The following is an 11,965-nucleotide window of genomic DNA, read 5'->3' on the forward strand; positions in this document are numbered from 1 at the left end:
AAAAAAAGAGCGGGCTATCTTTTTCGATAACCTGCTCTTTTTCTTGATATTTGGACCTGCACCTTAACTAAATGACATTGACCGCGTGGTAGCCCTTCGTTACGCTAACTGGCAGGATAGTTAGATTTAAAGAGCGAATGGTTATAAGTGGGGTGATGGAGCTGAAGTAAGAGATTATTAAACTTGCTGAACCAGTTGCTTGGAACAATATTCTGAATGCGGTTTAGCAAGAGTGGAAGAGCAGCATATTATTGACACAACTAATGATGGATGCTATCTTATGAAAGTTATCCAAAAATAGGGAGGGTTATGAATGGAATCTAACGTTGCACGCAATAGAGCTGAACTTTCAGGAAATGCAACAAATGTTTTAAACTCTCGAACATTATCCTCCTCTCACAAAAGGTTGGCGGAGCTGCTTAGAGAAGGAATGACGGTTCTTGATGTTGGTTGTGGTACGGGAGCGATAACTCGCGGAATTGCCGAAATCGTTGGACCAACAGGGCGTGTTGTAGGTATTGATAGCAATCCAGCGCTTATTGAAACAGCTAAACAAACATACTGTGATATTTCAGGACTAGAATTTGAAATCGGTGATATCTTTAACCTTCCTTATAAAGAAGAATTTGATATAGTTACTTCTGCACGAGTTTTGCAATGGTTATCTAATCCATTAGAAGCGTTGAATGTTTTCAAATCCTCAACTAAATCTGGTGGAATGGTCTTGATTCTTGATTATAACCATGAAAAGATATCTTGGGAACCTGAACCTCCTTCTAGTATGAAATCATTTTATTCTGCATTTTTAAAATGGCGTTCTGACGCGGGAATGGATAATACGATTGCTGACCACCTTCCAGACTTGTTTAAAAAGGTTGGAATCAACGACATAATTATTACCCCTCAACATGAGACAGTGAAACGAACGGATAATGACTTTAATTCACGCATAAGTATCTGGGCGGATGTGGCTGCTAGCAGAGGAATTCAAATGGTTAAAGATGGGTTTATTACAGAGAGCGAACGTGCCGCGGCTGAAAAGGAGTATAGAGAATGGATTAATGAAGCTGTTGTGTCTCAAACGATGTATTTATTAGCGGTTGAAGGTCTCAAAAATAACTAATGTCAATTTATACGTCAAAAGACAGCTGAAACGGCTGTCTTTTTTAGTCTATTATTGTCAATATTATATCCAAAAACTTTGTCAAACCCCATTTTACACCTTACAAGTAAACCCGTTAGCCTTAAAGGAAGTCCTCCTTTTATCAGGGTAGTACCAGCCCAATAAGCATTGAACTCCTATGAAAATTAAAACCGCTCAAGACCGAAAAAAGACAATAGAAAATTAAACCCAGCAAAATCGTTTTTGAAAAAGGCTCGATAAAACTATTTTCATAATCTGTGGTGCAGCGCAGATTATGTTACATGGATGGCTAACGGGCAACATAGTTCAATTACGTACATTCAAGTGTTATGATTATATCGGGGCTTGAAGTTACGTATTGTGGGGTTATTTTATGATAAATTTTCTATATCATTATTTTGAAGCATCAACTGGACCTTTTCTAAATTTATCCGATCAAGAACCAGAAAAAGCGGAAAGAATTCTTGATGAAATTCGATTTCGGAAAAAAGGTTTTGCGAGTAAAAGATCCATGGACTATCTCACAATTCGACGAGGTCTCGAATTAAAGGCTAGAGATTTATTTATATCAAAGGGCGGAAAGCCTATTCGGAGTTATCCTCATTACATGACTGTTGGAGAATGTCCGTGGCTCTTGGAGTGGTTCGAGAAAGGTAAAGATCTACGTATACCACTTACAGAATTCGATCCTTATACCATTAGCTTTACTTACGGAGATTTGTTTCCAACGATGAGATATCAAGATGAGAAGATGTATCGAGGTCAAGTATACACATTGAGTGAGATTTATCAGATTATAACTGAATTCGGATTACCACAAAAATGGAATCCTCAGGGGGATAATGGACCAGAAAGGTACATAGAAGTACAAGTTTGGGATGATAAACCATTAACCGCGTGGGTATTCAACTAACGATAGCATTCCTGTAGAGCGTTAATTATCAGCTTTGCAAAAAAACGAGCGCCTCGGTACGATGGAAGTACGCAACGGGTCATAGCCCTAAAAATTCCATCATCCAGGAGGACGCTCTACTATGAATTTTAAAACGCAAGCGAGACAAAATCAACTCATTGAAAAAATTACCGCTCAACATCTAGTCGTTGGGATCGACATCGCACAGCAAACGCATGTCGCTCGTGCTGTTAATTTCCGAGGAATCGTGGTCGGTAATCCTCTATCCTTCTCAAACGATGAAGAGGGTTTTAACAGCCTTCTTCGGTGGATCCAGTTGCTGCAAACCGCTCACACTTTTACGGCAGCCATTGTTGGCATGGAGCCCACCGGACACTACTGGTTTAACCTATCCAAGTGGCTCTCAAATCGTCAGTTTGAAGTTGTTCTAGTCAATCCACATGACCAATCGTCTAAACACCTTTACAGATTGGGGAATTGTGGTAAGATTAACGTGATTATTGAAAGGAGGCGTTGTCTTATGAAAAGAAACATTATAAAAAGTAGGGCGCAATTTATTAAGGGGAAAGCGTATATCTAGCCCTGTAAACTACGTAATTCCCCAGAATACAAGAGGGAATTGTATGGATCATTTATCTACTAAAACAGGCGGTTTTCCAGTTGTTTTTTCTTTCGATGATGTTACTTTTCAACTTCAAGAACAACACGATTTTGAATGGTTGCGGTCTCTTGGCAAAGTGTTCTGTGTATTTGACCAACAAGATTCAGGTAATATCTGTTTCGGAATTGAGAAGGATGGAAAGAAAAAATTCGTTAAATATGCAGGAGCCAGGCCGTTGGAATTTTCGGGAAATCCTCAAGATGCTGTGTCGCGGCTATCTGATGCAGTTCCGTTGTACCCAGCTTTAAATCATCCGCACCTTATTCAAATGATTGATCACTTCCGTACCGATAGCGGATACGCAGCAATTTTTGAATGGTTCGAAGGTGAATGTCTACATTCGCATTGGTCCTTTGCAGAAGCACCAAAACACACCCACCCTGATTCACCGTTCTACAAGTACAAACATATGCCCATTGAAAAACGATTGAAATCCCTAGATGCCATTTTTTCTTTTCATACTTACGTTGAATCAAAAGGGTATGTTGCAGTAGATTTCTACGACGGAAGTATTCTTTACGATTTTTCAAACCATGTAACGAAAATATGTGACATAGATTTTTACCGAAAAGCACCCGCTGTAAATGATATTGGGGAAAATTTCTGGGGTGCAAAAAGATCAAAAGCGCCTGAAGAGTTCGAACTAGGTGCCCCGATTGACTCAAAGACCAACGTTTTCACAATGGGTGCAATAGCATTTGGCTTGTTGGGTGGAGAAATGGATCACTCATTCTCCAAATGGGAAGCAGGGAAGCTGCTCTACGAAGTAGCTTTACGAGCAGTTATTGAAGATCGTGAATTGAGATACGAAAACGTCAACACATTCAAATCTTTTTGGGATGAAGCAAAAGGTTTTTAGAACACATTAAGAGATCTCGTACACAGTAACGGGCCATCCTGTAAAGGATGGCCCTAAAACTTGCCGTTACAGACAGCGCGGTGAACCGTATTATAGATAGTCCATTTATTACATTCGTCTTCTTTGCAACCTTCCGTCATGAAACTCGTCTTAATGCTATAGCTATACGATGAATAGGAGACAAGATCATGAGGAAGAAAATTTTAGCTGGACTGATAGGAACCGCTTTGATGTTAAGCCCGACCATCAGTGCTTACGCTGCTGAAGTGCAAGGTAAAATGGTTGATGGTCGTATCTTTGTTCCTTTGAGATATGCCGCTGATCAAATCAAAGCTCAAGTGTCTTGGGATGGCAAAACGAAAACCGCAACAATGACAAAGGACGATAAACAACTAATAGCCAAGGTCGACGGACCATTCGTCAAAGTATTCCATGGACGGGTTTATGTTCAATTCCGAGGAGTTAATGATACGTTTTTCGGAGTTGAACAAGTTTATTGGTATCCCGCCAGTCTTTCTGCTGGCTCAGATCACATGCGCGTTTCACTTGCTCCCCTAACGAAAGATGAAGCCATGCACATTCTTTATACTGCAATCGCCAAAGCGAACAGTATAACCAACGTCAAACAAAAGCGAGAATACCTACAGCCGTATTTTACAGACAAGGCAATCAATACCATTATCGAGAGGAAAGGATTTAATCAGTCTCCACGTCCACTTACTAAGGAAGATATGAGTTGTATGAAGTACACGAGCTTCACAAGTCTACAGATATCTTGGTCTGTTGAATACGGCGATCTGGCTGAATACTTTATTGCAAGAGTCCATGCTTCCCTTATAAAGAAAGGGGATCGGTGGATTGTTGATGATCTCAAATATGAGCATGGAGAAATAATGCCCCCTCACTAAAATTCAAACATTAAGCTAACGGGTACAATTGCTTAATGAACATAAGAAACGGCGGCCAACATAATGGCTGCCGTTTTCTCAACTAACGGGTAGCACTCCCATGATTTCGTGACCCAATTGTTTATTGCACTAACTTATTAAGCTAACTGGCAGGATAGCGTAATGATCTAACTTCCTTCCGTATAATATTTTGATCAAAAACGCAGCGCATAGGTTGCTACGGATCGATTCGGTGACCTTTGTTGCCATTGCGAAAAGATCTGTTGGAATATCCCAGTTTATAGTAAAATATATGTTGTTGAAAATCGCAGAGAAGGTGTGATTCTCACGTGCCATTATACGATGTAATTGGAAAAGAGTATGACACATCACGCAAAGCAGATTCGGAGATCACGCGACGATTAATGAACCATTTTCAGGTTTTTGAGGATTCCCGAATTCTTGATGTCGCTTGTGGGACAGGTAATTATACCATTGCTTTATCAAAACTAGGTCTGAATATAACGGGTACTGACATATCGGAAGAAATGCTCAGTAAAGCGCGCAACAAATCAAACATTGTTACCTGGGACCAGGCGGATGTACTTCATTTGTCGTACCAAGATGGTGAGTTTTCAGGGGCGACATGTATTTTAGCAATTCACCATTTTAAAGATTTATTGAAAGCATTCGAGCAGGTGCACAGAGTGCTGAGTCAGGGGAGATTCGTAATCTTTACTTCCTCTCCAGAACAAATGGAACGGTATTGGTTAAAAGAATATTTTCCTCAAGCAATGATGGATTCGTGCTATCAGATGCCAAAGGTCTCGGACGTAGTTGATAATCTAAAGAAGGTTGGGTTTAAAATCGTGGGAATTGAAACATTCTTGATCCAGCCAACGCTAAGTGACTTTTTCCTTTACAGTGGAAAATATGATCCAAGCATGTATTTAAACCCGAAAGTTCGCACAGGCATTTCGACCTTTGCAAGTTCGGCATCTCAAGAAGAGATCGATGCTGGCTGTACAAGACTAAAAGCCGATATTGAAAACGGACAGATCCAAGAAGTCCTTGACCGATACAGTAGTGAACTAGGGGATTATACATTTGTGGTAGCGGAAAAAAGATAAACTTTGCACGTAAACGTGAAGTTTACTGACGTTAATAATCGGCGGCCTTCATTACGCTAACGGAAAACAAGAGTTCATTAACAAAATTAGGCTACCGACAAATACCCAACAGGGACCAAGAGTTGCTTTATAGGTAAAGGAGCAGTGTGGAAATGAAGGTGTCTCTTCAGAGGGCAGTAAAATATTTTTGCAAGGATATTCCAGGCGTACGCAGTATTCTTAAAGAAATACATGCAGAATTTATTACCGTGATGGACCAAGCCGACTATATTTTTAAGATTTATGATCCATTAACTGGTGCGTATTCAAAACGTATTAAGGTAAGAGCTGAACAAGATAAGAGTTGTCTAGTTTATGTTTATTGTCGAGAAGATAATGATGAAAATATTCAGTTTGATTTTTATGAGGTTCAAGATCAAAAATTAACTTCAATTTTCACGTCTCTTTATGGTGAGCCAGTGGAGGTTAAGAAGCATAGGGAGGTTTGGGAGTTAGGAAATCTACGGTTTCATATGGATTCGGTGCTGGGTGTGGGTGATATATTTGAAATTGAAGTTGTTGAAACACATAACCATCAAACTGTGGAAGAGGTTGTGATGGTGGAATTTCTAAAATTATTTGAAGATTATCTTTTGGATCAAATTCATGGCTCAAATGAGGATTTAGTTGCCAATCCCAGCGTTATATCCAGTGCAATCAATGCTTCATGGTCCGGTGTATTGAGAAATATTTCGTCAGGAGAGTAATTAAATGGGAGAAAAAGCTATTATTGAACTTACAAATTCACCTGTCACAGTGAAAAGAATGGTTCAGGATTTAACAAGCCTTGGGATTCAAGAAGGTGATATTGTCCTCGTCCATTCCTCATTATCTAGTCTTGGTTGGGTTTGTGGAGGCCCACAAGCAGTTATTCAATCGTTATTAAGATTAATTGGAGACATGGGAACACTTATTATGCCTGCTCATAGTGGTGACTGGAGCGATCCTGCTGAATGGATGAATCCGCCAGTTCCACAGGATTGGATCGAAACCATTTACAGTGAGTTACCAGCATTTGATCCGGCTACAACACCGACTCGAGGAATGGGACGTATAGCTGAGTTGTTCAGAACATTTCCAAAAACCATAAGGTCTCAACATCCTCAAGTATCTTTTTGTGCCAATGGAAAGCATGCTGAGCAAATTGTTTCCAATCATGAATTAACACCGCAATTCGGAATGGATTCACCACTGGGCAAGTTGTACATTCTCAATGCAAAAGTGCTTTTGCTGGGAGTGGGGTATGATTCATGTACAAGTTTTCATCTTGCAGAGGCAATGAAAGTGAATATGCCGACGAAAATGATGGGAACGGCTATGATTGAGAATGGTGAGCGGATTTGGAAATGGTTCAAAGACTTTGAATATGATTCTGAGGATTTCCCCAAAATAGGGGAGCATTTGGAGATGTATTGTGACGTTCAAAAAGGAAAAGTAGGAAAAGCTGAATGTAGATTGTTCAATATGAAAGTGGCTGTAGATCATGCAAGACATTGGCTCATACATAATAGATTAGACCTATAATTCTGTCAGAATAGAGAAGAGTCTTACGCTAACGGGTACGATAGTTCAACCACAACATGACGACAGCCGGCCACACGATCGGCTGTCGTTGTTCGTTGAAGTAACGGGCAGGATAATTTTAAAAAAAATTCAATAATCTCTATAAATTAAGGTGTGTTAAAATACAAATAAACCATTAGGGGGTATAAGAATGTTTATACATGCAATTGAAGAGGATTTATCCTTAAAACTGATAGAATTAAGGGATGTGGAACGGATATTTGAGTTAACAAATAACTCAAGAGATTACCTACGAGAATGGCTTCCATGGCTGGATAATACAAAAAAAATTGAAGATACAATAGAGTTTATAAACGGTTGTTTAAAAGGTTTTGCTGAAAATAAGAGTATGAATACGGTTATTTTATATAAAGGGGAAATCGTTGGAGTTGCTGGCTATAACCAGATAAATTGGTCAAATAAAACAGCATATATAGGCTATTGGCTCTGCGAAGAATTCCAAGGAAATGGAATCATGACTAAGGTAGTTAAGACATTAACCGATTATGCTTTTAATGAATTAAATCTAAATAAGGTGGAAATTAGAGCTGCTGTGGAGAATAAGAAAAGTAGGAGTATTCCCGAAAGATTGGGTTTTGTAAAAGAAGGGTGTATTAGAAAAGCAGAATGGTTATATGACCATTTCGTGGACCTCGTTGTGTATGGAATGCTTATGGAAGAATGGAATGAAAAATAGATATAAACTTATTACGCTAACGGGTACATTAGATTAACTCAAACAGCTGCCGGATTGTAACGACAGCTGTTTGATCTGTGAAACGATTAAAGCAATGATAATTTGTTTTTGATCTCTGCTATTAGTTGCTCTTGTCCCTTATGCGGATGTTTTGAATAACTTTCTAGAACTTTATTAAGGAGTGTCTGATAGGCTATATCATAAGCCTTTTCACTAGCGACTTTTATATCGGGAATAACGCCCTTGCCTTCCCAATTATCCTTTGTAATCGGATTAATCGCCCGGCCATTCGGAATAAATGCCTTAAAATGGTCGTTAATTCGATGGATGCCTCCTGGATTTGCGCCCCCTTTGGTTTTTTCTCCGATAATTTGTGCTCTATCAAGTGCCTGTAAACTATAGGCAAACTCCTCAGCTGCCGAACATGTTATGTTACTGGTCAATATGCAAATAGGCTTGTTTCCACCAAATCGTTTTCCTGGAACGAAAGGTAAACTCCAAAAAGATTGTGTGGTATTATAATAGCGCCAATAAAGATCGTTTAAATGCACGGGTGATGTGTTATCCAACAGATAACTGGAGATGAATGCGACCATAGAAGAGGTTCCACCTGAATTATCTCTAAGATCTACTATTAATCCACTTGTATCTCCCACAAAACTCATAGCGTTTGCTGCTGTTTCACCTGCAAGTTCAGGAGGTGCAAACTCATTTAATACTAGATATCCGATATTTCCGGGTAATCTCTCCACTTTCTCAAACCCGTAGTTATTAAGTTTTAGACGCAGTTCCTTATACTCATGGACCCCATGATCATTGGACTTGGAAGGTAATAGATCTTCACTAAAGTATAAATTTAAATGGAGGTCATTGCTAATTTTTTGCATTTGATTTGTTATGACTTCAGATAGGGCATGGCCATTAACTGCTTCGCTATATTCACCTTCAGAAAGTTTTTCCAGTAGATCAACTCGAATTTTTACTGCTGTCTCTGGAAAAACATAATAATCATCCAACAGCTTTGCTAGAGATTCAATCGTGTCTTTAATTAAATCGTTGCTCAGTTCGGAATGGACCAATAAGAACATCCTCTCTACAAATCGAGTTTCATTATCAGTTTAAGAGTAGATGGAACTGTAAATTTTGTCCACTATTTTATTGAACTAACGGGTACGTTAGTTCAATAATCAGCCGCAGTCTAGGTTTTTATTTTCTTGTCTGGGACTGCGGCTATTCTATTAAAGTATTAGTCTACAACTTATTTTCGAGAGTCGCTGATCGCTTACTCAAAAGTAAGCGAAGGAACAACAATCCCGGTCTCATTTTATTTTCTCTGTACAGCGATAGATCAATCGTTTCCACCTAGTCGCGCGAATAGGATGTAATCTACGGCGGCCGGCTCGAACTCGCCCGCACGGAGCGCGGCGTTGATCTGGCCGCGGTGATACTGGCCGTGCAGGGCGACATGTATCAAAATGTCCCGCGCGAATGTCTCGAACGGTACTCCGGCCTGACTTCGATACGCGATCGGCTTGTCTAGCCAATCTTCGGGCAGGGCGTCGAGCCAAGCACGGAAGCCGTTTCCGTTCGCCTCGATCAGCGCATCGCAGGCGGCTGGATCCGCATTATCCCCCCATATCGAGAGACCCTCGCTGCTCTCGCCGCGCAGCCGGGTCAGCCAGATGCTCTCGGCTTGAAGCACGTGCAGGAACAACTTCGCTGCCTTAATGACTTCGTCTGCCGGCGCGGCTCGCAGCGTCTCGATCAGTCGGCGGTTCGCCCAATCCATGTGCGCGAACAAGTTTCGAATCGTTTGCATGACGTTTCGACCTCCATCGTCTCTTGATCTCTTACCTCTTTCCCATTGATCGTATCACGTACGGGCGCGATAGCCAACGCCCTTGCACGCGGAGCCTGCGGACGATCTGGCATGCCAGGTTGAGCGGCTGCCTTTTCTGAACTAATTGGCTGGTTTGCGTAATTGTAAGATGTGTAAGCTTTTAATGATAAATCCCATGAAATGGGCAACCCATGTTAAAATATTAAATATGAATTTATACATGGGGGAAGTATGCAATGATCACAGGAGAGTTTCTAGAGAACGTAAAGTTATTGATTCAAATGCATTCTGAAGGACATCTTGGTGGTGAAGTAATGCCTGAGGATGTTCTCTTGGGCGTTGTTCCAGAAGAAGAATTAATGAACGTGTTAACTCTTGGGATGTCTCTAAATTACCAAAGAAACTCTTATGCATTATGGCGGTCGATTGCACAAGCTTATCTCGATGAAAGTACACGATGGATATTTGACCCAAGAACCGTCTCTCAGGGCAAAATTGAAGATTTACGAAGTACGTTGCTATATCACCGTGTTGCTCTGCAACCCAATCGTCACCCGGAAATCTGGAAAAGTGTCTCTAATGGGATAAATGAATCTTCTTTAAGGGGAGATGTATTTGGTTTAATTGATTCAGTTCAATTCGATATTGCAGCTTTAAAAACCATCATGCAAATCAAGAGGAAATCTGAATTCCCTTATCTTTCAGGCCCTAAAATTTTTAATTACTGGCTGTATGTTTTGGAGTCTTATACAGCGGTTAAATGGAAAACTCGTGAACTTATCACAGTAGCTCCTGATACACACATTTTACAAGCAACCGTAAAATTAGGACTGTGTTCTTCAGATGTATTAAATTGGTCGGCAGATGATAGACAAACAGTTGCTGAGGCTTGGGAAAAGGCGCTTCTGGGTAGTGGGTTGGCACCGATTGATGTTCATACACCTCTTTGGTTATGGAGTCGTGCAGGATTTCCTGAACTATCTTTAAGTGGTTCGCCACTAAGCTAATGAAAAATATAGTTAAGTGGAGGGGCTCGCTTCGCGGCTAACGCAACGAACCTAAGGTTACTCACGTCTAATAATCTAGCGGAAAAATATGAAGGGATTGAATGGAAAGATGAAAGCATATTCACATAAGCCTGAAGGGTACGAATGTCCATTTTGTCGTGTTGTTTCGGGAATCGAGCGACCAAACAAGGGGACAAAACAAAGAGATATCATCTACCAGAATGAATATGTAACAGCATTTATCGCGAGCAAATGGTGGGAAAATAATAAAGGACATGTTCTTGTTGTTCCCAATAAACACTTTGAGAACATATACGAGCTCTCTGTGGAGTATGCCGCTGAAATACACCGTGCAGCTCAACTAACAGCGTTTGCCATGAAAAGCACATATGGATGTGACGGGATTTCCACGCGGCAACATAATGAGCCTGCTGGCAATCAAGACGTTTGGCATTACCATCTTCATGTTTATCCAAGGTATGAAAACGATCAGCTTTATCTAACGAAGGGTTCTTATACTGATCCAGATGAACGTCCCTTATACGCTGAAAAGTTACGTTCTTGGATAAGGGAAAACGTTTAATCGGATTTGGAGGAGATTACATGATTACCCTAAGGCAAATGTCGGTCGCTTTTCTCTTTCATGAAGAAAAAGTGTTATTAATGGAAAAGCCAAAAAATAATAGTTTTGTTTCGGGGATGGTTGTACCAATTGGGGGGCACCTAGAGCAGCATGAAATGAATACCCCAAAAGAAGCGTGTTTGAGGGAAGTTGAAGAAGAGACGGGACTGACAAGTGCTGACCTGACAGGATTAGAGCTCAAATATATAATTTTACGGATTAAGGAAACGGAGATAAGACTCCAATATGTATACTTTTCAAATGTAAAGCACATGATTGTGCGCGAAAGTGAAGAAGGTAAACTGTCGTGGATCGATGTAAAATTGGCTGACGAATTGAATGTGACAGCGACCACAAAATACATTTTTAAACATTTTTCCGAGAACAAAAATTCATCAGAGATTTATGTAGGAACTATGAAATCAGTCGGGAGTGAGCCTGAAATTACTTGGGCTTTACTAGAAGATTGGGAAAATAATAAGTTTTCGCATTAAGCTAACGGGTACGATAGCATTCCTGTAGAGCGTTAAATTTCCGCTTTGCAAAAAAACGAGCGCCTCGGTACGATGGAAGTACGAAACGGGTCATAGCCCTTTAAATCCC

The 11,965-nt window shown here is 40.4% G+C and carries 13 protein-coding genes and 1 pseudogene; 12 read left to right on the forward strand and 2 right to left on the reverse strand.

All coding sequences use genetic code 11. The annotated features are described in order from the left end of the window. Positions 1-313 precede the first annotated feature (313 nt). The 9 genes and pseudogenes from ASG81_RS25065 (at position 314) to ASG81_RS25105 (ending at position 7,893) form a co-directional block, all read left to right on the forward strand. Positions 314-1,123 carry a methyltransferase domain-containing protein gene (locus tag ASG81_RS25065; RefSeq protein WP_056640904.1) on the forward strand — a complete coding sequence of 270 codons (810 nt, stop codon included), beginning with the start codon at positions 314-316 and terminating at the stop codon, positions 1,121-1,123. A gap of 394 nt (positions 1,124-1,517) precedes the next feature. Then, the gene (locus ASG81_RS25070; RefSeq protein WP_056640907.1) at positions 1,518-2,057 is read left to right on the forward strand and encodes a hypothetical protein; all 540 of its coding nucleotides are present in this window, start codon (positions 1,518-1,520) and stop codon (positions 2,055-2,057) included. A 121-nt stretch (positions 2,058-2,178) separates the two neighbouring features. After that, positions 2,179-2,499 (forward strand): annotated as a pseudogene (locus tag ASG81_RS25075) (IS110 family transposase); the annotation flags it as partial. 181 nt (positions 2,500-2,680) lie between these two features. Next, a complete protein-coding gene (locus ASG81_RS25080; RefSeq protein WP_056640912.1) occupies positions 2,681-3,577 on the forward strand; it encodes a serine/threonine protein kinase in 897 nt (298 codons plus the stop codon). Between the two features lie 188 nt (positions 3,578-3,765). Beyond that, positions 3,766-4,485 (forward strand): copper amine oxidase N-terminal domain-containing protein, encoded by a 720-nt coding sequence (locus ASG81_RS25085; protein WP_056640916.1) that lies wholly within the window; start codon positions 3,766-3,768, stop codon positions 4,483-4,485. 329 nt (positions 4,486-4,814) lie between these two features. Next, the gene (locus ASG81_RS25090) at positions 4,815-5,594 is read left to right on the forward strand and encodes a class I SAM-dependent methyltransferase (RefSeq protein ID WP_056640919.1); all 780 of its coding nucleotides are present in this window, start codon (positions 4,815-4,817) and stop codon (positions 5,592-5,594) included. Positions 5,595-5,746: 152 nt separating this feature from the next. Further along, positions 5,747-6,340, forward strand: a complete 594-nt coding sequence (locus tag ASG81_RS25095) for a CYTH domain-containing protein (protein ID WP_056640922.1) — start codon at positions 5,747-5,749, stop codon at positions 6,338-6,340. Positions 6,341-6,344: 4 nt separating this feature from the next. Beyond that, complete coding sequence (locus ASG81_RS25100) at positions 6,345-7,157, forward strand: aminoglycoside N(3)-acetyltransferase (protein ID WP_056640926.1); 813 nt, start codon at positions 6,345-6,347, stop codon at positions 7,155-7,157. A 190-nt stretch (positions 7,158-7,347) separates the two neighbouring features. Beyond that, the gene (locus tag ASG81_RS25105) at positions 7,348-7,893 is read left to right on the forward strand and encodes a GNAT family N-acetyltransferase (RefSeq protein ID WP_056640929.1); all 546 of its coding nucleotides are present in this window, start codon (positions 7,348-7,350) and stop codon (positions 7,891-7,893) included. Between the two features lie 86 nt (positions 7,894-7,979). Here the strand turns inward: ASG81_RS25105 and ASG81_RS25110 are convergent, their stop codons facing one another. Together ASG81_RS25110 and ASG81_RS25115 are read right to left on the reverse strand one after the other, a co-directional pair. Then, entirely contained in the window at positions 7,980-8,972 is a 993-nt protein-coding gene (locus tag ASG81_RS25110; protein ID WP_056640932.1) for a S41 family peptidase, read from the reverse strand. A gap of 269 nt (positions 8,973-9,241) precedes the next feature. After that, positions 9,242-9,712, reverse strand: a complete 471-nt coding sequence (locus tag ASG81_RS25115) for a DinB family protein (RefSeq protein WP_056640935.1) — start codon at positions 9,710-9,712, stop codon at positions 9,242-9,244. A gap of 257 nt (positions 9,713-9,969) precedes the next feature. Between ASG81_RS25115 and ASG81_RS25120 the strand changes: the two genes are divergently transcribed. The 3 genes from ASG81_RS25120 (at position 9,970) to ASG81_RS25130 (ending at position 11,856) form a co-directional block, all read left to right on the forward strand. Next, positions 9,970-10,740 carry a hypothetical protein gene (locus ASG81_RS25120; protein WP_056640938.1) on the forward strand — a complete coding sequence of 257 codons (771 nt, stop codon included), beginning with the start codon at positions 9,970-9,972 and terminating at the stop codon, positions 10,738-10,740. A gap of 109 nt (positions 10,741-10,849) precedes the next feature. Continuing rightward, complete coding sequence (locus ASG81_RS25125) at positions 10,850-11,323, forward strand: HIT family protein (RefSeq protein WP_028609023.1); 474 nt, start codon at positions 10,850-10,852, stop codon at positions 11,321-11,323. 20 nt (positions 11,324-11,343) lie between these two features. Then, positions 11,344-11,856 carry an NUDIX domain-containing protein gene (locus ASG81_RS25130; protein ID WP_056640941.1) on the forward strand — a complete coding sequence of 171 codons (513 nt, stop codon included), beginning with the start codon at positions 11,344-11,346 and terminating at the stop codon, positions 11,854-11,856. The last annotated feature ends 109 nt before the right edge of the window (positions 11,857-11,965 follow it).

This window comes from Paenibacillus sp. Soil522 (genome assembly GCF_001428245.1).
In the GTDB taxonomy this organism is placed as follows: domain Bacteria; phylum Bacillota; class Bacilli; order Paenibacillales; family Paenibacillaceae; genus Pristimantibacillus.